Origin of the sequence: Pseudomonas sp. DSP3-2-3 (assembly GCF_049898225.1) — a bacterium.
Classification (GTDB): Bacteria; Pseudomonadota; Gammaproteobacteria; order Pseudomonadales; family Pseudomonadaceae; genus Aquipseudomonas.
On the sequence record NZ_JAFCXH010000003.1, the window covers coordinates 83242 to 103639 of the forward strand.

Here is a 20398-nt window from a genome sequence, read left to right on the forward strand (position 1 = left end):
GACCCAAAAAGCCAAAAGCCCGCAATTACGCGGGCTCCAGGGCATTTCTTGCTAGATCGCGCCGGGCAATGCCGGACGTCCAATCATTCCCACTCAATAGTCGCTGGCGGCTTGCTCGACACGTCATAGGTGACGCGGGAGATGCCTTCGATTTCATTGATGATGCGCCCGGAAACGGTTTCCAGCAGCTCGTAAGGCAGATGCGCCCAACGTGCGGTCATGAAGTCGATGGTTTCCACCGCTCGCAGGGCAACAACCCACGCGTAACGACGGCCATCGCCGACCACGCCAACCGACTTGACCGGCTGGAACACCACGAACGCCTGGCTGACCTTGTGATACCAATCGGCCTTGCGCAGCTCTTCGATGAAGATGTGATCTGCGCGACGCAACAGGTCGGCGTACTCTTTCTTCACTTCACCGAGGATCCGCACACCCAGGCCCGGGCCCGGGAATGGGTGACGGTAAACCATGTCGTACGGCAGACCCAGTTCCAGACCAAGACGACGCACTTCGTCCTTGAACAGTTCGCGCAGCGGCTCTACCAGCTTGAGGTTCATTTCGTCCGGCAAGCCACCCACGTTGTGGTGAGACTTGATCACATGGGCCTTGCCGCTTTTCGCGCCAGCCGACTCGATGACGTCCGGATAAATCGTGCCCTGGGCCAGGTACTTGATGTTGTCCAGCTTGCAGGATTCGGCGTCGAACACGTCGATGAAGGTACGACCAATGATCTTGCGCTTCTTCTCCGGGTCGCTCTCGCCAGCCAGATTGTTCAGGAACTGGTCCTGGGCATTGGCGCGGATCACTTTGACGCCCATGTTCTCGGCGAACATGGCCATCACTTGCTCGCCTTCGTGCAAGCGCAACAGACCGTTGTCGACGAACACGCAGGTCAGCTGATCGCCGATGGCCTTGTGCAGCAGCGCGGCAACCACGGATGAGTCGACACCGCCGGACAGACCCAGCAGCACGTTGTCGGTACCCACTTGGGCCCGGACTTGCGCGATGGCGTCTTCAGCAATGTGCGACGGCGTCCACAAGGCTTCGCAGCCGCAGATATCGAGGATGAAGCGCGACAGGATGCGACCGCCCTGCTTGGTGTGGGTCACTTCCGGGTGGAACTGCACGCCGTAGTAGCCGCGCGTATCGTCGGCCATGCCGGCAATCGGGCAACTCGGGGTGCTGGCCAGAAGGTGGAAACCTGCAGGAATCTCGGTGACCTTGTCACCGTGGCTCATCCACACGTCCAGACCGAAGACGCCATCGGCATCGACGTGATCTTCAATGCCGTCCAGCACGCGGCTCTTGCCGACGATATCGACGCGGGCGTAACCGAATTCACGCATGTCCGAACCCTGGACGCGACCGCCCAGTTGTTCGGCCATGGTTTGCATGCCGTAGCAGATACCGAAGACCGGTACGTTCAGGTCGAACACGGCTTGCGGCGCACGGGGACTGTTGGCTTCGTGTACGGATTCAGGACCGCCGGCGAGGATGATCCCGCGTGGGTTGAATGCGCGAATCGCTTCGTCGTCCATGTCGAACGGATGCAGTTCGCAATACACGCCGATTTCACGCACGCGGCGGGCAATCAGCTGGGTGTACTGGGAACCGAAGTCGAGGATCAGGATGCGGTGGGCGTGAATGTCGAGGGACATGGGAAAGGCTCTGAAGAGCAGCTGCGAGCTTTAAGCTGCAAGCTGCAAGCTAATCGGGATGTACGCGATGGCTGCGTCACCACAGCCACCGCTTGCAGCTAGAAGCTTGGAGCTTATAGCTGGTCGGCGTCAGCCGACCCTGTAATTAGGCGCTTCCTTGGTGATCTGCACGTCATGGACGTGGGATTCAGCCATGCCGGCACCGGTGATGCGCACAAACTCAGGCTTGGTACGCATCTCTTCGATATCGGCGCTGCCGGTGTAACCCATGGAAGAACGCAGGCCGCCCATCAACTGATGGATAATCGCCGACAGCGAGCCTTTGTAGGCAACGCGGCCTTCGATGCCTTCCGGCACCAGCTTCTCGGCGCCTTCCGACGAATCCTGGAAGTAGCGATCCGAAGAGCCCTGGGCCTGGGACATAGCACCCAGCGAACCCATGCCGCGATAAGCCTTGTAGGAACGGCCCTGGAACAGTTCGATTTCGCCCGGAGCTTCTTCGGTACCGGCGAACATCGAACCCATCATCACGCAGCTTGCGCCGGCAACGATGGCCTTGGACAGGTCACCCGAGAAACGGATGCCGCCGTCGGCGATCAACGGCACGCCAGTGCCTTCAAGGGCAGCGGCAACGTTGGCGATGGCGCTGATTTGCGGAACGCCCACACCGGCAACGATACGCGTGGTGCAGATCGAGCCAGGACCGATACCGACCTTGACCGCATCGGCGCCAGCGGCGACCAGTGCCTTGGCGGCAGCGCCAGTGGCGATGTTGCCACCGATGACCTGCACGTCAGGGAAATTCTCTTTAACCCAGCGAACGCGATCGATCACGCCTTTGGAGTGACCGTGGGCAGTGTCGACCACCACCACATCAACACCGGCAGCCACCAGCGCAGCAACACGCTCGCCAGTGTCCTTGCCGGTGCCGACCGCAGCGCCGACCCGCAGACGACCCTGGTCGTCCTTGCTGGCCAGCGGATAAGCCTTGGCTTTTTCGATGTCCTTGACGGTCATCATGCCTTTGAGCGCGAACTTGGCGTCGACGATCAGGACTTTTTCCAGGCGGTGCTTGTGCAGCAACTCGCGCACTTCGTACTTGTCGGCGCCTTCACGCACGGTGACCAGACGCTCTTTAGGCGTCATCACTTCGCGAACAGGGACATCCAGACGGTTTTCAAAGCGTACGTCGCGGGAAGTCACGATGCCGACCAGGTCGCCATTGTGCAGGACAGGTACACCGGAGATGTTGTGCAGGCGGGTCAGTTCGAACAGGTCACGAACCGTGGCATCGGCTTCGATGGTGATCGGATCCTTGACCACGCCGGCTTCGAACTTCTTGACCTTGCGCACTTCGGCAGCTTGCTGCTCGATGGTCATGTTCTTGTGGATCACACCGATACCGCCTTCCTGAGCCATGGCAATTGCCAGACGGGCCTCAGTCACGGTGTCCATTGCAGCGGAAACCAGGGGGATATTCAGTTCGATGCCACGGGTCAAACGGGTCTTCAGACTGACTTCATTGGGAAGCACCTCGGAATAACCGGGCACAAGGAGGATGTCGTCGAAAGTAAGTGCTTCTTGGCTGATACGCAGCATCGCGGGGGCTCCCGAGCGGGAAATTGGAAGCGCGCCATTATACCCAGACAGCCCCCCCGGCTCAATGTAAACCTCAGCTTAATACCCAAATACGGAAAGTCAGACCGTTCCGGTCCTCCGCTGATCAGCTTTCGGTAGGGTTCTGAGTCCTTTTTCCTTCGTTTAGCTAGGCTCAAATATGAAGGACGCTGGCTTGGCGCTAACGCTCCCTCACAAGAATCAATCATGGACGCAACAAAGGCCGCCACGCCTGAAGGCCGTGGGGCGACTACAACAGGGAATAATTGAAATGAAACAGCCTGACAAGAATCAACAAAGTGGCACGGTAGCTGTAAAAATAAACGGCGAAACGACCGAAAACGTGTCCTCGCATTTCACCACTGACGAACTGATCGGTCTAATGCGATTCGACTGGGTTGGCCAGCTTCCTTCGAGGCAGACAGTCTCTCACTTCAAAATCAGCTTCTTCGGAGATATCCCTCCAGGCACTTATGATTTGGCGGACGGGGAAGTACTGGTTCAATATTTCACTGTGAACAGTGGAACTGGTGGTTCAACGGGTAAATCAAGCGCTCCAAAACCACGTCGGATGGCACAGATCACAGAAGGAACGCTGGTGCTGAGTGATCTTACGCCCAGTCATTTAAAGGCGGACCTCGACTTCATCTTCGCTGGCTCCACGCAGCATACGGTCAGTGCGCAAATCGATGTGGGACTCCCCGCACATTAATAAATCGTCCTATGCGTCGCTAGACGCTTGGCCGGCTTGCTTTAAACGGAGCCGGCTTTTGTACAGGCTCGTCAAGGCCGAGGGGGCAACATCTGGTCTGTTTACCGACAGCCGAGTGCAGCCGGAACTCTTTGAAGAATCTAGAGCAGAACCTTGACCCACGAAACCGGACGATCCAGACGTTCGGCGAAGTCGTCCAGAAAACTCTGTTTGAACGACGCATCGAGCCAGTTGTTGAAGATGAAGCCCAGGTTGGAAAAACCGCAGGCTTGCAGGAACAGGAAGCCATTGATGTCGTCTTCGTGCCCGCACAACGGGCAAATGAAGTTGTCGGTATGGCCGGGCATCCATTCTTCCAGGCTGTCGAACAATGCTTCGCCGATTTCCTTGCGACATTCCGGGCAACCGGCTTCTTCGGCGAAATCATTGAACGGCGTGAAGATGCAGCGTTTGGTGACGACTTCCAGGCCATTGACCGGTTGACCGAACGGCAGCGCTTCGGGGTTTTCCACCACCGCACGGGCCCCGGGTGCAATGGCATAGGCCATTTTGTTGGAGGTTCGACCGCAAGTGGTCAATTCGGGCTCGACCACATTGAGCTTGACCAGCCAGCGCAGAATCAACCGCGCCCTGGCTTCACGTCCGGGAAAACCGGAAATTTGCGGGACAAGAATGCTTTGGCTGTTCATGGCGATCTTTCACAAGCGGCTTATCGAGTGCGGCAGCTTAATCCCCCGTCGCGTCAGGTCAAGTACAGCAGTCAGCCGGCGATATAGCGACCGATCAACGCGATGCCGCTGACCAATACCAGCCAGGTCACCAGCCGCACGAACATCTCGCGGGACAGCTTCATGGTCAGCGCCCGGCCGACCCATGAACCCACGGCCATTGCCGGCAACAGGCACACCGCCAGAACCAGCAAAGGGATCTGCGCGTAGACACCCGCAATCAGGAACAGGCTCAAGCGCACGATGGTGCTGCAACTGATCAACGCGCTTTGCGTCGCCCGCGCCTGCGCCTTGTCGGTCAGCCGACTGTTGAGGTAGATCGCGTAAAGAAAGCCGCCGCTGCCAAACAGCGCACCGAACAGCCCACCGACGGTGCCCATGGGAATCGCCCAGCCCGCGGCCAATTGTGTCGGCCGCACCTTTACCGCCAGGCTGTACAGCGCGTAAGCGGTGATGAACAGGCCCATTAATAGCAGCAGCACGTCAGATTTGAGGTTGAGCAGGAACAGCACGCCCAAGGTGCAGCCCACCGCCATGCAGGGCAGCAGGCGCACTAGTTCGGACTTGACCACCGATTGCCGGGAAGGCAGCAGATTGCCGAACGCGGCGATGAAATCCAGCATCACCAGCAACGGGATGATGCGCGACAACGGCATGAAGTTGATCAGAATCGGCCCGGCCACCAGCGCGGTGCCGAAACCGGCAATGCCGAACACTATATAAGCAGCAACCACGCCCAGCTCGATCAGCAGCCAGTCAAAGGGCGTGAAGCCCAGTTGCGTGAATGTGGCGATGATGTCGATATTGCCCATTGCACTCTTCTTCCTTAAAGATCCGCGCGACGCGAACTTTAGCAAACGGCACGGATTATCGCGGCTTAATTCGTTGGTCCACGCCAACCGTGCGCTAGACCGGCATTGCCATTATGATGCCCACCATGATCAAAGACCCCTTCGCAAGACTCGGCCTCGACCGGGAAGTCCTTACTGTCAGCCAGCTCAACGGCCGCGCGCGGGTGTTGCTGGAGGATGTGTTCAGCAATATCTGGGTCGAGGGCGAGATCTCCAATCTGTCGCGCCCGGCGTCCGGCCACGTCTATTTCACCCTGAAGGATTCCGGCGCCCAGGTACGTTGTGCGCTGTTCCGGCAGAGTGCGGCGCGGGTTCGCCAGGCGCTCAAGGACGGTTTGCAGGTCAAGGTGCGCGGCAAGGTCTCGCTGTTCGAGGGTCGTGGCGACTATCAGCTGATCCTCGATACCGTGGAACCTGCCGGCGATGGCGCGCTGCGCCTGGCCTTCGATGCCCTGAAAGAAAAGCTCAGCGCTGAAGGCCTGTTCAGTGCCGAACGCAAGGTCGCGCTGCCACTGCATCCGCAACGCATCGGCATTATCAGCTCGCCCACCGGCGCGGTGATTCGCGACATCATCAGCGTGTTTCGCCGCCGAGCACCGCAAGTGCAATTGACCCTGATCCCCACCGCCGTGCAAGGCCGCGACGCCATCGCGCAGATCGTCCGTGCGCTGAAGCTGGCCGACGCCCGAGGTTTCGACGCACTGATTCTGGCCCGTGGCGGCGGCTCACTGGAAGACCTGTGGTGCTTCAACGAAGAAGCAGTGGCCCGCGCCATCGATGCCTGCGGGACGCCGATTGTCAGCGCGGTCGGGCATGAAACCGATGTGTCCATCAGCGATTTCGTAGCTGATGTGCGCGCACCGACGCCGTCTGCGGCTGCCGAACTGCTGGCCCCGGACTCCAGCGACCTGCATCGCCGCGTGGACAACTTGCATCGCCGCCTGGTCAGTCGCATTCGCGACAAACTCATGCGCGAGCGTTTGCGTCTGGAAGGCATTTCCCGCCGCCTGCGGCATCCCGGCGAACGCCTGCGCCAGCAGTCACAGCGCCTGGACGATCTGGACATGCGCATGCGCCGCGCTTTCGAGCAGCAGATGCACAAACGCCAGGTGCGCATCGCCCATCTGGAAAGCCGCCTTGGCGCCCAGCATCCGGGACGCGCCCTCGCCTTTCTGCGTCAGCGTCTGGACGGGCTGGCCGCACGTTTGCCTAAAGCCATGCGCGACACGCTCAAGACCCGCCATCTTCAATTGCAAAGTCAGGTGCAAACCCTGCATGTGGTCAGCCCGCTGGCGACGCTGGGCCGTGGCTACAGCATCCTGCTCGACGAGCGCGGCCATGCGATTCGCAATGCCGCGCAGACTCAGACCGGCCAGCGCTTGACGGCCCGCCTGGGTGAAGGCGAATTGCAAGTCAGGGTCGAAGACAATCACCTGACGCCCGTCACCCTTTCTCTTCTGGATTGATTATTGATGCTGCGCTTTTTAGCTCCCTCTCTCAGTTGCGTGCTTGCCCTCTTCCTGTGCCTGCCCGCCCACGCCGACAGTTACATCACGCGCTTGCTGAACAAGCCGGTTCCCGGCGGCGTGGCCGTGGTTGATCTGGGCACGGGCGCACAAGCGCCAAAGGCCACTTATCAAGGCAAGCCGGTGCTGGTGGTCCGGGAGCAGGACAGTCGCTGGCTGGCGATTGTCGGCGTGCCATTGACGGTCAAGCCGGGTTCACAGCAGTTGGCGATCAAGGAAACCAGCGGCGTGCGCAATCTGGCGTTCAGCGTCGGCAGCAAGAAGTACCCGGAACAACACATCACCCTGAAGAACAAGCGCCAGGTGAATCCCGAACCCGCTGACTTGAAACGCATCGAAGGCGAATTGGCGGAACAGATCGCCGCCTACCGCTCTTTCACGCCCACCACCCCGAGTAATCTGCTGCTGGACAAGCCAGTCAACGGCCCGCTGTCGAGCAAGTTCGGCGTGCGGCGTTTCTTCAACGGCGAAGAACGCAACCCGCACGCAGGCCTGGACTTTGCCGTGCCCGCCGGCACGCCGATCAAATCCCCGGCAGCGGGTAAAGTGATTCTGACCGGCAACTACTTCTTCAACGGCAACACCGTGTTCGTCGACCACGGCCAAGGCTTCATCAGCATGTTCTGCCACATGTCGAAGATCGACGTGAAAGTCGGCGACGCTGTTCCGCGCGGCGGTGTGGTCGGCAAAGTCGGCGCCACCGGCCGCGCGACGGGGCCGCACATGCACTGGAACGTCAGCCTCAACGATGCACGGGTTGATCCGGCGATATTTATCGGGGCGTTTCAGCCGTAACTCCGATCCTGTAGAAGCGAATTCATTCGCGAAAGCGGAACGTCAGGCGCATGTGTAGTGAACCTGATGTCCTCTTCCCGGATAAATCCGGTCCCACGGGCTCCGCAATTGCGCCTAGCTTTATGACTCCGCAATAAAAACCTATAAAACCGAAATTATGCGCTACATAAGCACAGACTCTCAGCGATAACGCGAGTTTCTCTCAATTTTTTCCAACTGCTTGCCAACTTTCACCCCAATGGTTACGGTTGACGTCATGAATACCTCCCAAACCCTCATTCTGTTGCGGCAACATTGCTGTCTCAGCCTGGTCAGTGCGCGACTGCCAAGCTAGATTGCGGTGCCTCGCCCCTGTCTTTTCGAATTATCGGTTGGCCGCCTCTACCCGGCCCCGCAAGAACCCAAGGATTTCGCCATGACCATGCTCAAAGATCCGTCCAAGAAGTACCGCGCGTTCCCGACTATTGATTTGCCGGATCGCACCTGGCCTTCGAAAACCATTACCGAAGTGCCGATCTGGTGCAGTTCCGACCTTCGTGATGGTAACCAGTCGCTGATCGAGCCAATGGACGCGGTCAAGAAGCTGCGTTTCTGGAAAACACTGGTCAGCGTCGGCGTCAAGGAAATCGAAGCTTCGTTCCCGGCTGCCTCGCAGACTGACTTTGACTTCGTTCGCACCCTGATCGAAGACGGCCACATTCCGGAGGACACCACTATTCAGGTGTTGACCCAAGGCCGTGAAGACCTGATCGCCCGCACCTTTGAATCCCTGCGCGGCGCGAAGAAAGCCATCGTTCACCTGTACAACGCCACCAGCCCATCCTTCCGCCGCATCGTCTTCAACCAGGACAAGGCCGGCGTCAAAGAGATTGCGGTCAGCGCCGCCAAGCTGTTCGTCAAATATGCTGCCGAACAACCGGACACGCAGTGGACGTTCGAATACTCGCCAGAGACCTTCAGCGCTACCGAACTGGAGTTTGCCAAGGAAGTCTGCGACGCGGTCATCGAAGTCTGGAACGCGACTCCAGAGAACAAAGTCATCCTCAACCTGCCGGCCACAGTTGAAGTGGCGACGCCGAATATCTATGCCGACCAGATTGAATGGTTCTGCCGCAATATCACCCGCCGTGACAGCGTGATCATCAGCCTGCACACCCACAACGACCGTGGTACCGGCGTTGCGGCCACCGAGCTGGGCCTGATGGCTGGCGCGGACCGTGTTGAAGGCTGCCTGTTCGGTAACGGCGAACGTACCGGCAACGTGGATCTGGTGACCGTCGCGTTGAACATGTACACCCAGGGCCTCAATCCGCAGCTGGATTTCTCGGACATCGACGGCGTGCGCAAAGTCGTCGAAGAGTGCAACCAGATCCCGGTTCACCCGCGTCACCCGTATGTGGGCGATCTGGTCCACACCGCGTTCTCCGGCTCGCACCAGGACGCAATTCGCAAAGGCTTCACTCAGCAGAAACCGGACGAATTGTGGGAAGTGCCTTACCTGCCAATCGACCCTGCAGATATCGGCCGCAGTTACGAGGCGGTGATCCGCGTCAACAGCCAGTCCGGCAAAGGCGGCATCACTTACTTGCTGGAACAGGAATACGGCATCTCGTTGCCGCGCCGCATGCAGATCGAGTTCAGCCAGGTCGTGCAGGGCGAAACTGATCGCCTGGGCCTGGAAATGTCGGCGCAGCAGATTTACGCGCTGTTCAAACGCGAATACCTGCAAGCCAACAAGCCTTACGCGCTGATCAGCCATCGCCTGCAGGAAGAGAACAACACCAGCGCCGTGGATGCCGAAGTCAGCGTCAACGACGAAACCCAACGCTGGAAAGGCAAAGGCAACGGCGCGCTGGAGGCTCTGGTTTCAAGCCTGCCGGTGGGCGTGGAAATCATGGACTACAACGAGCACGCCATCGGCGCAGGCACCACGGCCAAGGCCGCTGCCTACATCGAACTGCGTGTTAACGGCGAGCGGGCCATCCACGGCGTGGGTATCGATGAAAACATCACCACCGCCAGCTTCCGCGCCCTGTTCAGCGCACTGAACCGTTCGTTGAGCCAGGCGGAAGCTGCAAAGGCTGCCTGAAACGCCTGATCGCAACGAAAAAGCCCGAAGCATTTGCTTCGGGCTTTTCGTTTTTGGCTGTTTTGCGGACCAGGAAATATCTGTTGGAGATTCTATGTCTGGGGGCAACCGCCAGGCGGCGCAGACGTATTGTCTGAACCGACGCCTTCCCGGCTAAAGCCGGTCCCACTGGATCGCGCTGATTTTGTGGGACCGGATTTATCCGGGAAGACGGCATTCCAGTAGACGCAAATGCATCGGAATTCTTGCTACGCAGTGGTATTAACGCCACCCATCAACTGGATCAACGCGGCCTGCTGGGATTGCAGCAGCGCAGTGGTACTGGAAATCTGAGTCTGAATCGCCATGACTCGTTGGGCCTTCTCTGCATCCGAACCGTTGCCGTTCTGTGCAGCAGCCAACTGTTGCTGTTCTTTCTGCAACTGCTTTTCAGTCTCTTTGATCAGCTCTTTAAGCTGGTCGATGCTTTGTTGCGTGGCATCGGAAGTCGAACTACCGGCTGCACCGCCAGCGCCCGTTGCATTAACGGCAACGGTCGTACGTTCGCTGTCGTCGCTGGCCGCCTTGGCCGCATCGGTCGAGGCGGCAGTGGCGGCGGCATCGTCTTTCTTGACGGTGACGCTGAACGCGGCTGCATATGAGCTGAGTGATGAAGTGCTGATCGTAGTCATGCCGTACTCCCGAAAAGAAACATTCAGTAATGGATAGACGGCATATCGGCAGATTCAGGCACAACTGAACCCAATCAATGTATCTCGAATGTATCGGCATCCAGGTCAGCGGGAAATCTTGTGCGATAAGCCGCCAGTTCCGCTGCATTCAACGACACCTCAAACACGCCCTCGGCTTCACCGGCACTGAACAGGCTTTCACCCTGGAAATCCAGGACCTGGCTGTCGCCGGTATAAGCGAAGCCTTTGCCGTCCGTTCCGGTGCGGTTCACCGCGGCGACGTAGCAAAGATTCTCGATGGCCCGCGCTGGCAGCAGACGATTCCAGTGCAGGCGGCGTGCGCCCGGCCAATTGGCGGTGTACAGCAGCAGATCGGTATTTTGCGCATCGCGGCTCCAGACCGGGAATCGCAAGTCGTAGCAAATCAGCGGGCGAATCCGCCAGCCCTTGAGTTCGAACTGCACCTGCTGGTTACCCGGACTGTAGTGCTCATGCTCGCCGGCCATGCGGAACAGGTGGCGCTTGTCATAATGCAGCAATTCCCCATCCGGGCGCGCCCACAGCAACCTGTTGCGATGGCTGCCGTCGGCCGCCTTGACGATAATGCTACCGGTGACAACAGCTTGCAGGCGCTTCGCCTGGGCAAGCATCCACTTGGCGGTGGGACCGAATTCGGGCTCCGCCAGGGTTTCCGACGCCATGGAAAAACCCGTGGTGAACATCTCCGGGAGGATCACCAGATCAGCGCCGCTGACCTGGTCCAGCAGCATGGCGAAATGCTCGTGATTGGCCTGGCGGTCATGCCAGGCCAGAGAGGTCTGGACCAACGCCAGATTCAGATTCGGCAACTGGCTTAAATCGCGCATAACTTCTCCGCCGCCAGACGCAGCGTCTCCTCACGCTTGGCAAAGCACAGGCGAATGATCCGCTGGCCTTCAGGCGGGCTTTGATAAAATACGGAAATCGGAATGCTCGCAACGCCGTGCTCGCGGGTCATCCACAAGGACATGTCGACGTCGTTGAGATCCGGGCGGATCTGCGAGTAGTCCACCAGCTGGAAGTAGGTGCCGCCCACTGGCGTGAAGCTGAAGCGCGACGTCTTCAGTCGGTCGCAGAAGAAGTCCCGCTTGGCCTGATAAAACGCCGGAAGTTCTTCGACGTGCTCGGGGTGCTCGGCCATGAAATCGGCCAACGCGTACTGCAACGGCGTGACGCCGCAGAAACTCACGTACTGGTGGATCTTGCGCAACTCCGCGGTCAAGGCCGGTGGCGCAACCACATAGCCGGTTTTCCAGCCGGTGACGTGGTACGTCTTGCCGAACGAGCTGACCACAAATGCGCGCTGATACAGCTCTTCGTGAGCCAGCACGCTGGCGTGCTGAACGCCGTCGAACACCAGATGTTCATAGACTTCGTCGCTGAGCAGATAGATGTCGCGATCCGCAATTAGCGCGGCAATCCGATCCAGATCGGCGCGGGTGATCAATGCGCCGCTGGGGTTATGCGGGCTGTTGATCACGATCATGCGGGTACGCGGGCTGATCGCATCGCTGAGTTTCTGCCAGTCGATGGAAAAATCACCCAGGGTCAACTGCACATGCACACAACGCCCGCCCGCCAACTCAACAGACGGTTCATAGCTGTCGTAGCACGGGTCAAAAATGATGACTTCATCACCGGGTTGAACCACGGTCTGGATCGCGCAGAAAATCGCCTGGGTAGCGCCCGGCGTAATCGTGACTTCCGTTTCCGGATCGACCTGACGGCCGTAGCTGCGCGCAATCTTGGCTGCAACCTGCTGGCGCAACGCGGGCAAGCCGGTCATTGGCGCGTATTGGTTATGACCTTCGGCAACGTGACGGCTCAAGGCATCGCGTAACGCTTGCGGGCCATCGAAATCCGGGAAACCCTGGGAAAGATTGATCGCGCCGGTTTCGGCGGCGAGCTGGGACATGACGGTGAAAATGGTGGTGCCGACGTTGGGCAGCTTGCTCGTAATCATGGGGCCTTCTCAACTGTACGCCCGGCTCCACGGTGGCACGGGTCATCCAGAATAGCCCATGGAGCGCGCATAAAAAAAGGCGCGATTAGCGCCTTTTCGGAGAAAGCCTGTTACAGAATCAGCGCTTATCGCGACGTTTCTTATCAGCTTTCTTGTGGTGCGACATCATTCGACGCTTCTTGTTGACCTGACGGTCAGTCAGCGTGTTCTTGTTGCCTTCGTACGGGTTTTCGCCGCCTTTGAACTCGATACGGATCGGCGTACCGACCAGTTTCAGCACGCGGCGGTAAGTGTTTTCCAGGTAACGAACGTAGGATTTCGGTACTTTCTCGACCTGATTGCCGTGGATCACGATCAACGGCGGGTTGGCGCCACCCAAGTGCGCATAACGCAGCTTGATACGACGACTGCCCACCATCGGCGGCGCATGCTCGCTGACCGCATCTTCGAGGATCTGGGTCAGACGACTGGTCGGCCAGCGCGTAACGGCGGACTTGAACGAGTTCTGCACCGACTGATACAGGTTACCCACGCCCGTGCCATGCAAGGCCGAGATGAAGTGGATATCGGCGAAGTCGACGAAGAACAACCGGCGTTCAAGCTCGGTTTTCACGAAGTCGCGTTCGCTTGGCACCATGCCATCCCACTTGTTCAGGGCGATGACCAGCGCACGACCGGATTCCAGCGCGAAGCCCAGCAGGTTGAGGTCGTGGTCGACCACACCTTCACGGGCATCCATCACGAAGATCACCACGTTGGCGTCTTTGATGGCCTGCAGGGTTTTCACCACCGAGAACTTTTCGACTTCCTCGTGGATCTTGCCGCGCTTGCGCACACCGGCGGTGTCGATCAGCGTGTACTTTTCGTCGTTGCGGGTGAACGGGATGTAGATGCTGTCGCGAGTGGTGCCGGGCTCGTCATACACGATAACCCGATCTTCACCGAGCATGCGGTTGACCAGCGTCGACTTGCCGACGTTGGGACGACCGATGATGGCGATCTTGATGCCGTCTTTTTCGCTCGGACCCGGAATGCGCTTGGCTTCCTGACCTTCGGCGACGACTTCAGCCTCGCCTTCCTCTTCCTCTTCCCCTTCGTCTTTCGGGAATTGGCTAAGGGCGATTTCCAGCATCTGGCTGATGCCACGACCGTGCGCACCCGCTACCGGGATGGCGTCGCCCATGCCCAGCGGGGCAAATTCGGCGCGGGCCATTTCCGGATCGATGTTATCGACCTTGTTGGCGACCACGTAGGAACGCTTGCCACGCTTGCGCAAGTGCTCGCCGATCATCTGGTCCGCAGCGGTGAAACCGGCACGGGAATCCACCAGGAACAGCACGACATCAGCTTCTTCGATGGCCAGCAGCGATTGCTCGGCCATTTTTTCATCCATGCCATGCTCGTCGCCGGAAATACCACCGGTGTCGATCAGGATGTAGGAGCGCCCTTGCCACTTGGCCTCACCGTATTGGCGATCACGGGTCAGACCGGACAGATCGCCGACGATGGCGTCGCGAGTCCTGGTCAGGCGGTTGAACAAGGTGGACTTGCCGACGTTCGGTCGACCCACCAGGGCGATTACGGGAACCATGCGGCTCTCCACTTCGTTATTTCAGAAAATACAAAAGCCGCTGCAGGGCAGCGGCCGGAGTTCGGAGCAGCGCCTCTCGGCGCTGCAGACCCTGCCTGAGCAGGGTTGCGAGAGGTCCAGGACCTCAAGCATAGACAGTCTTTACTTGATGGTCAGGGCTTCCAGCTTGCCACTGTTGCCAAACACATAAATCATGTCGCCAACTACCAGCGGACGGGCACGCAGGCCATCGCTGTCAATGCGCTCACGCCCCACGAAACGACCATCGACCTGGCTCAACAGGTGCAGATAGCCTTCCATGTCGCCGACCGCAACGTAGCTGGAATAAACTTCCGGCGCGCCGAGTTGGCGGCGAGCCAGAGCATCGTTGCTCCACAGCGCTGTGGACGAACGCTCATCGATACCTTCGACGGTGCCGTTGGCCAGGCTTACGTAGACGCTGCCAAAACCCTGGGCGACACCGGCGTAGCTGGAAGCATCACGCTGCCAGAGTACACGACCGCTTTCGAGCTCCAGACCGGCAACCCGACCTTGATAGCTGGCAACATACAAGGTGCCACCAGACAACAGCAGCCCGCCGTCGATGTCGACAACGCGCTCCAGCTCCGAGCGACCTTGCGGGATAGCAACGCGCTGTTCCCAGGCTGGCACGCCGCTGGCGGTGTCCAGGGCAACAATTTTACCGGTCGACAGGCCAGCCACAGCAAGGTGGTTGGTCACGATCGGTGCGCCAGTACCGCGCAGCGTCAACACTGCCGGCGTACTTTCGTAGATCCAGCGTTGGGTGCCGGTGGCGGCATCGAAGCCGATCACACGGTCATCCTGAGTCTGGACAACTACCACGTCACCGTTGGTAGCAGGCGGAGCCAGCACTTCACTGGTCACGCGCGCGCGCCATTTTTCTTCGCCGGTGGCTTCATCAAGGACGACGATCTCGCCCTTGAGCGTACCCACCATCAGCATGCCGTAGCCGACACCGACTGCACCGGAAACCGGCAGTTCGAGGTCTTTCTTCCAGACCACGTCGCCGTTCAGACGATCCAGCGCCATGATCACTCCGGTCACGTCCGAGGCGAAGATGCGGTCGCCGTCGATGGCCGGAACCAGCATGTTGTAGGTTTCGCCCTGACCGTCACCGATCGAACGGCTCCACTGTTTGTGCAGGACCACTTCTTCCTTGAAGTCGGTCAGCTCGGCCGGTGGCAATTCTTTCTTGCTGTTGCTGCTGCAACCCGCGGCCAAAATGGCCAGAGCCAGCAATGCTGCATGTTTCCAACGCATCACGTCACGCATCCCCTTTGGCCAAGTCGTCGAGCTTCATTTGTAGGCCACCTACGGCTGCTTCTTCAGACAGCGCGGATTTGGCTTTTTGGTATGCAGCATGCGCATCGTCGGTGCGACCCAACTGTACCAGCAGGTCACCCTTGAGTTCTTCACGGCTGGCCAGGAACGCCTTGTCGGCATCGCCTTCCAGCAGTTTCAGTGCATCTTCGGTCTTGTTCTGTGCCGCTAGCACGCGAGCCAGACGCTGACGGGCAATTTCGCCCAGCGTGTCACTGGCCGGCTTGTCGGTGACCAGTTTCAGCTCGGCCACTGCGTCATCCAGCTTGCCATTGTCCACCGCCACCTTGGCGACGAAAAGACTGCCGTACTGTGCGTAAGCCGTGCCGCCGAACTCGCTTTTCAGCTTGTTGGCGATATCAGCGACACGTGCGGTGTCGGCCTGGCCGCTGGGCGTCAGCGCGGTTTCCAGCAATTGCTGGTACAGCGCGGAGGCACCCTGAGACTGATTGCTCTCGTATCTGCTCCACGCCTGCCAGCCAAGGACAATGACCAACGCCAGCAAACCGCCAGTCAACAGGGGTTTGCCGTTACGCTGCCACCAGTCCTTCATCACCGCCAGCTCTTCATCTTCGGTACGCGACACCCCAATACTCCTATTCGCTAAATCGGCTGTTAATCAGCTTCAACCCTGCACAACGCAGGAGGCCAGGTGCTCGGACAGAGCATCCCAGGCAATATTTTGTTGTTCGCCCTGACCACGCAGGGGTTTGACACCGATCACTTGCTGCGCCAATTCCTCTTCACCAAGGATCAGGGCGAACAGCGCGCCGCTCTTGTCGGCTTTCTTGAACTGGCTCTTGAAGCTACCGGCGCCGGCATTGACCTGCAAACGCAGGGTCGGCAGCTGGTCACGGACCCGTTCGGCCAGGGCCAGCGCAGCCAGTTCGGCAGCTTCACCAAACGCGCACAGGTAAACATCCACCTGACGGGAGATTTCTTCCGGGATCTGCTCCAGGGTTTCCAGCAACAGCACCAGACGCTCGATACCCATGGCGAAACCGACGCCCGGAGTAGGCTTGCCGCCCATTTGCTCAACCAGCCCGTCGTAACGACCACCCGCACACACCGTGCCCTGGGAACCGAGTTTGTCGGTGACCCACTCGAAAACGGTCTTGCTGTAATAGTCCAGCCCGCGCACCAGCTTCGGGTTGATCACGTAAGGAATACCGACTGCATCCAGACGCGTCTTGAGGCCTTCGAAATGGATCCGCGACTCGTCGTCGAGGTAATCCGCCAGTTTCGGCGCATCGACCAGCACGGCCTGGGTTTCCGGATTCTTGGTATCGAGCACACGCAACGGATTGGTTTTCAGACGGCGCTGGCTGTCTTCATCCAGCTCGCTCAGACGCGAAGACAGGAACTCCACCAGTGCATCACGATAACGCGCACGCGCTTCGCTGGTACCCAGGCTGTTCAGTTCCAGTTTCACCGCGTCGCGAATGCCCAGCTCCTTCCAGAGGCGCCAGGTCATGACGATCAGTTCGGCGTCGATGTCCGGGCCGTCGAGGTTGAAGACTTCCAGGCCAATCTGGTGAAACTGCCGATAACGACCTTTCTGCGGGCGCTCGTGGCGGAACATCGGACCGATGTACCAGAGTTTCTGCACCTGGCCACCGCCAGTGATGCCGTGCTCAAGCACCGCACGCACGCACGCGGCGGTACCTTCAGGACGCAAGGTCAGCGAGTCACCATTGCGGTCTTCAAAGGTATACATCTCTTTTTCAACGATATCGGTCACTTCGCCGATAGAGCGTTTGAACAGGTCGGTGAACTCCACGATGGGCATGCGAATCTGCCGGTAACCGTAGTTATCCAGCAAACGCGAGACGGTACCTTCGAAATGACGCCACAACGGGGTCTGCTCGGGCAGGATATCGTTCATGCCACGAATGGCTTGCAGAGACTTACTCACAAAAAATCCTTAGCAATTCTTGGGTTAGCCACGCGCGATAAGCGCTGCGTCGGCTTCGACCTTTTCGGCCGCTTTGCGGCGGATCAAGCGTTCCAGCTCATCCACCAGATTCTCATTGGTCAACTTCTGCGCCGGCTTGCCATCGATGTAGATCAGGTTCGGCGTGCCACCCGTCAGCCCGATATGCGCTTCCTTGGCTTCACCCGGACCGTTGACCACACAACCAATAACGGCAACGTCCAGCGGCACCAGCAAATCTTCAAGGCGCCCTTCCAGTTCATTCATGGTCTTGACTACATCGAAGTTCTGCCGCGAGCAGCTCGGGCAGGCGATGAAGTTGATGCCACGGGAACGAAGGTGCAACGATTTGAGGATGTCGTAGCCGACTTTTACCTCTTCGACCGGGTCAGCGGCCAGCGAGATGCGGATAGTATCGCCAATCCCGTCGGCCAGCAGCATACCGAGGCCAACAGCGGATTTCACTGTACCTGAACGCAGGCCACCGGCTTCGGTAATCCCCAGGTGCAGCGGCTGGACGATTTCCTTGGCCAGCAGGCGATAGGCTTCGACGGCCATGAACACATCGGAGGCTTTCACGCTGACCTTGAAGTCCGGGAAATTCAAGCGTTCAAGGTGCTCGACGTGCCGCAAAGCGGACTCCACCAGCGCAGCCGGCGTTGGTTCGCCGTATTTCTTTTGCAGGTCTTTTTCCAGGGAACCGGCGTTCACGCCGATCCGGATCGGGATGCCGCGATCACGGGCCGCATCCACTACCGCCCGAACCCGGTCTTCACGACCGATATTGCCCGGATTGATCCGCAGGCAATCGACACCCAGCTCGGCAACACGCAAGGCAATTCGATAATCGAAGTGGATATCGGCAACCAGCGGCACCTTGACCAGCTGTTTGATACGGCCGAACGCTTCGGCGGCGTCCATATCGGGCACCGAAATCCGCACGATATCCACGCCCGCAGCTTCAAGGCGATTGATTTGCGCGACCGTGGCCGCGACATCATTGGTGTCGCTGTTGGTCATGCTCTGCACGGCAATTGGCGCATCGCCACCGACCGGAACCGAGCCGACCCAGATTTTTCGAGATTCGCGACGCTTGATCGGAGATTCGCCGTGCATGACTTATTGCCCTAGCTTCAGACGTGCGGTTTTGCCGTTGGTGAACGACGACAGATCGACCGGCTGACCATTGTAGTTGACCGAAACACCGGGTGGATTACCCAGAAGCAGACTCAAGGGAGGCTTGCCGTTGACGTTGAGGCTGTCGCCTTTGCGCTTCAAACCGCTGAACAGAACCTTGCCGCCCGCTTCGGTGACTTGCGTCCAGCAATCAGCTGCAAACTGAATGGCAACCTGACCAGCACCTGCCGGAACCTCGGGCGCTGTTTCCGTCATGGTTGGCGTGGTTGCTGGCGCGCCGGGAACAGCGGGCGTACCACGAGCCGGAACAGACGGCGTATTCGGCGTATGTGCCGGAACGCTTGCTGAGGTGGAAGGTACAACAGGGGCTGAAGCCGACGAAGGCGCTTCCGTCGCAGGCGTACCGGTGTTCAACGGCAATGACGACTGATTACTGCTCAACGACTCAGTCACGGCCTGATCTTCCGGCTCGTCAAGCGGATGAATCTGCGTCGTGCCGTCGGCACTTTCGACTTCAACGTGTTCGGGAGTCATGCTGACCGGATCCTTGCCACGCTGGGAAGCCTGATCCTGCCACCAGAGGAAACCGCCGCCCACCAGCACCACCAGCAACAGCAGGCTGACGATGCGCAAAATATTGTGTGAAAGCCGAACCGGCTCTTCGATGCGACCCAGCGCATGAACCGCTGAACCCTGGCCGTCGGTGCCGGTGTATTGATCGAACTGATTGACCAGCGCGGTCTGATCCAGCTCCAGCAATTTGGCGTAGGCACGCACATAACCACGGGCAAAAGTGTGGCCCGGCAGCTTGTCGAAGGCGCCAGCCTCAAGGTTGCCGAGAGACGTTACAGTGAGGTTCAACCTCAAGGCGACATCTGGCAGCGACCAGTTTTTATTCTCACGGGCCTGACGCAGTGTTTCACCGGGATTAACGCGAGTGGCTGCTACAACTTCGGGATGCACCGCTTTCATCATTGCTCCGACAGGTATTGCTGATATTCCGGCGTACCGGGATAGAGTCTTTTGAGTTGCAGCCCGAAACTGGCTGCCTTGTTGCGGTCGTCATAGACTTTTGCCAACCGCGTACCGAGCAATAGACTACGTGCATTTTGCTCGCTCAGTTGGCTAAAACGGTCGTAATAGTCGCGCGAGGGCACATAATGCCTGTCTTCGTAGGACAACTCAGCCATTTCCAGCAATGCTTGAGGCAGTTGGCGGTCCAGGCGCAAGGCCTTGGTGAAGTAATTCAGCGCCGCTTCACGGTCGCCCAGTTTTACCGCTGTCATGCCCAGGCTTTCGAATACCCGGGAGCGTTCCGGGTAAAGCGAATCTGAAGCCGCTTCTTCAAAGCGTGCATAGGCTTCTTTGTAACGGCCCTGCTCGTAGAGAAAACTGCCGTAGTTGTTGAGGATCCGGGCATCGCCCTTGCGCGCCGACAAGGCTTTGCGAAAGTGCTGATCCGCCAGCTCGGTCTCCATTTCAACCTGAAAAACCAGGGCCAGCGCGGCATTGGCGTCGGCGTCGGAACTGTCCAGGTCCAGCGCTTTTTTCAACGGCACCTTGGCCCGCTCGGTCTGGCCTTGCTGCAAATAACCCAAACCTAGCTGCACATACGCCTGACGAGCCTCGTCGCGGCCCTTGCCGGTGCTCATCGGGTCAAGTTTGCCCGTCGAGACGCAGCCCGCCAGCATTGTCACGAAACAGAGCAGCAGCGCGGCACGCACGGACATTGAGGTTCTCTCGG

General features: G+C 59.0%; 18 protein-coding genes. 4 read left to right on the forward strand and 14 right to left on the reverse strand.

Annotation, left to right across the window (positions count from 1 at the left end; translation table 11 throughout):
* Positions 1-83: 83 nt before the first annotated feature.
* Positions 84-1661, reverse strand: coding sequence for a glutamine-hydrolyzing GMP synthase (gene guaA, locus ACP7E4_RS04925; RefSeq protein WP_426112208.1), 1578 nt, complete (start codon positions 1659-1661; stop codon positions 84-86).
* 129 nt (positions 1662-1790) lie between these two features.
* On the reverse strand, positions 1791-3260 hold the full coding sequence (guaB, locus tag ACP7E4_RS04930; protein ID WP_020292215.1) for an IMP dehydrogenase: 1470 nt from the start codon (positions 3258-3260) through the stop codon (positions 1791-1793).
* 289 nt (positions 3261-3549) lie between these two features.
* Here guaB and ACP7E4_RS04935 point away from each other — a divergent pair, with 289 nt between their 5' ends.
* Complete coding sequence (locus ACP7E4_RS04935) at positions 3550-3990, forward strand: hypothetical protein (RefSeq protein ID WP_426112210.1); 441 nt, start codon at positions 3550-3552, stop codon at positions 3988-3990.
* Positions 3991-4130: 140 nt separating this feature from the next.
* On the opposite strand, the gene ACP7E4_RS04940 is transcribed toward ACP7E4_RS04935, so the two are convergent.
* Both ACP7E4_RS04940 and ACP7E4_RS04945 read right to left on the reverse strand, forming a co-directional pair.
* Positions 4131-4679: a sugar ABC transporter ATPase gene (locus ACP7E4_RS04940; RefSeq protein ID WP_426112212.1), complete on the reverse strand. Its 549-nt coding sequence runs from the start codon at positions 4677-4679 to the stop codon at positions 4131-4133.
* Positions 4680-4750: 71 nt separating this feature from the next.
* Positions 4751-5530, reverse strand: coding sequence for a sulfite exporter TauE/SafE family protein (locus ACP7E4_RS04945; RefSeq protein ID WP_426112214.1), 780 nt, complete (start codon positions 5528-5530; stop codon positions 4751-4753).
* 125 nt (positions 5531-5655) lie between these two features.
* Between ACP7E4_RS04945 and xseA the strand changes: the two genes are divergently transcribed.
* From xseA to leuA, 3 genes are all read left to right on the forward strand, one after another.
* Entirely contained in the window at positions 5656-7035 is a 1380-nt protein-coding gene (gene xseA, locus ACP7E4_RS04950; RefSeq protein ID WP_426112216.1) for an exodeoxyribonuclease VII large subunit, read from the forward strand.
* A 6-nt stretch (positions 7036-7041) separates the two neighbouring features.
* On the forward strand, positions 7042-7890 hold the full coding sequence (locus ACP7E4_RS04955; protein ID WP_426112218.1) for a peptidoglycan DD-metalloendopeptidase family protein: 849 nt from the start codon (positions 7042-7044) through the stop codon (positions 7888-7890).
* 415 nt (positions 7891-8305) lie between these two features.
* Entirely contained in the window at positions 8306-9979 is a 1674-nt protein-coding gene (gene leuA / locus ACP7E4_RS04960) for a 2-isopropylmalate synthase (RefSeq protein WP_426112220.1), read from the forward strand.
* Between the two features lie 248 nt (positions 9980-10227).
* Here the strand turns inward: leuA and ACP7E4_RS04965 are convergent, their stop codons facing one another.
* The 10 genes from ACP7E4_RS04965 to pilW form a co-directional block, all read right to left on the reverse strand.
* On the reverse strand, positions 10228-10650 hold the full coding sequence (locus ACP7E4_RS04965) for a hypothetical protein (RefSeq protein ID WP_426112222.1): 423 nt from the start codon (positions 10648-10650) through the stop codon (positions 10228-10230).
* 74 nt (positions 10651-10724) lie between these two features.
* A complete protein-coding gene (locus tag ACP7E4_RS04970; RefSeq protein ID WP_426112224.1) occupies positions 10725-11516 on the reverse strand; it encodes an amidohydrolase in 792 nt (263 codons plus the stop codon).
* Positions 11504-12652, reverse strand: a complete 1149-nt coding sequence (locus ACP7E4_RS04975; RefSeq protein ID WP_426112226.1) for a pyridoxal phosphate-dependent aminotransferase — start codon at positions 12650-12652, stop codon at positions 11504-11506. Before ACP7E4_RS04975 ends, ACP7E4_RS04970 begins: the two co-directional genes overlap by 13 nt.
* 118 nt (positions 12653-12770) lie before the next feature.
* Positions 12771-14243: a ribosome biogenesis GTPase Der gene (gene der, locus ACP7E4_RS04980; RefSeq protein ID WP_065835143.1), complete on the reverse strand. Its 1473-nt coding sequence runs from the start codon at positions 14241-14243 to the stop codon at positions 12771-12773.
* Between the two features lie 141 nt (positions 14244-14384).
* A complete protein-coding gene (gene bamB / locus ACP7E4_RS04985; RefSeq protein ID WP_044901470.1) occupies positions 14385-15536 on the reverse strand; it encodes an outer membrane protein assembly factor BamB in 1152 nt (383 codons plus the stop codon).
* Positions 15529-16170: a tetratricopeptide repeat protein gene (locus tag ACP7E4_RS04990; RefSeq protein WP_426112228.1), complete on the reverse strand. Its 642-nt coding sequence runs from the start codon at positions 16168-16170 to the stop codon at positions 15529-15531. The genes bamB and ACP7E4_RS04990 overlap by 8 nt, the downstream gene beginning before the upstream one ends.
* Positions 16171-16209: 39 nt before the next feature.
* A complete protein-coding gene (gene hisS / locus ACP7E4_RS04995) occupies positions 16210-17499 on the reverse strand; it encodes a histidine--tRNA ligase (protein WP_426112230.1) in 1290 nt (429 codons plus the stop codon).
* 24 nt (positions 17500-17523) lie between these two features.
* Positions 17524-18633: a flavodoxin-dependent (E)-4-hydroxy-3-methylbut-2-enyl-diphosphate synthase gene (gene ispG / locus ACP7E4_RS05000; RefSeq protein ID WP_426112232.1), complete on the reverse strand. Its 1110-nt coding sequence runs from the start codon at positions 18631-18633 to the stop codon at positions 17524-17526.
* Positions 18634-18636: 3 nt separating this feature from the next.
* Positions 18637-19626 (reverse strand): RodZ domain-containing protein, encoded by a 990-nt coding sequence (locus ACP7E4_RS05005; RefSeq protein WP_426112234.1) that lies wholly within the window; start codon positions 19624-19626, stop codon positions 18637-18639.
* Positions 19626-20384, reverse strand: coding sequence for a type IV pilus biogenesis/stability protein PilW (gene pilW / locus ACP7E4_RS05010; protein WP_426112236.1), 759 nt, complete (start codon positions 20382-20384; stop codon positions 19626-19628). Before pilW ends, ACP7E4_RS05005 begins: the two co-directional genes overlap by 1 nt.
* Between the last annotated feature and the right edge of the window lie 14 nt (positions 20385-20398).

Coding starts and splice junctions, on each gene's coding strand:
- guaA (WP_426112208.1), bottom strand. CDS start 1,661: ATGTCCCTCGACATTCACGCCCACCGCATCCTGATCCTCGACTTCGGT.
- guaB (WP_020292215.1), bottom strand. CDS start 3,260: ATGCTGCGTATCAGCCAAGAAGCACTTACTTTCGACGACATCCTCCTT.
- ACP7E4_RS04935 (WP_426112210.1), top strand. CDS start 3,550: ATGAAACAGCCTGACAAGAATCAACAAAGTGGCACGGTAGCTGTAAAA.
- ACP7E4_RS04940 (WP_426112212.1), bottom strand. CDS start 4,679: ATGAACAGCCAAAGCATTCTTGTCCCGCAAATTTCCGGTTTTCCCGGA.
- ACP7E4_RS04945 (WP_426112214.1), bottom strand. CDS start 5,530: ATGGGCAATATCGACATCATCGCCACATTCACGCAACTGGGCTTCACG.
- xseA (WP_426112216.1), top strand. CDS start 5,656: ATGATCAAAGACCCCTTCGCAAGACTCGGCCTCGACCGGGAAGTCCTT.
- ACP7E4_RS04955 (WP_426112218.1), top strand. CDS start 7,042: ATGCTGCGCTTTTTAGCTCCCTCTCTCAGTTGCGTGCTTGCCCTCTTC.
- leuA (WP_426112220.1), top strand. CDS start 8,306: ATGACCATGCTCAAAGATCCGTCCAAGAAGTACCGCGCGTTCCCGACT.
- ACP7E4_RS04965 (WP_426112222.1), bottom strand. CDS start 10,650: ATGACTACGATCAGCACTTCATCACTCAGCTCATATGCAGCCGCGTTC.
- ACP7E4_RS04970 (WP_426112224.1), bottom strand. CDS start 11,516: ATGCGCGATTTAAGCCAGTTGCCGAATCTGAATCTGGCGTTGGTCCAG.
- ACP7E4_RS04975 (WP_426112226.1), bottom strand. CDS start 12,652: ATGATTACGAGCAAGCTGCCCAACGTCGGCACCACCATTTTCACCGTC.
- der (WP_065835143.1), bottom strand. CDS start 14,243: ATGGTTCCCGTAATCGCCCTGGTGGGTCGACCGAACGTCGGCAAGTCC.
- bamB (WP_044901470.1), bottom strand. CDS start 15,536: ATGCGTGACGTGATGCGTTGGAAACATGCAGCATTGCTGGCTCTGGCC.
- ispG (WP_426112232.1), bottom strand. CDS start 18,633: ATGCACGGCGAATCTCCGATCAAGCGTCGCGAATCTCGAAAAATCTGG.
- ACP7E4_RS05005 (WP_426112234.1), bottom strand. CDS start 19,626: ATGAAAGCGGTGCATCCCGAAGTTGTAGCAGCCACTCGCGTTAATCCC.
- pilW (WP_426112236.1), bottom strand. CDS start 20,384: ATGTCCGTGCGTGCCGCGCTGCTGCTCTGTTTCGTGACAATGCTGGCG.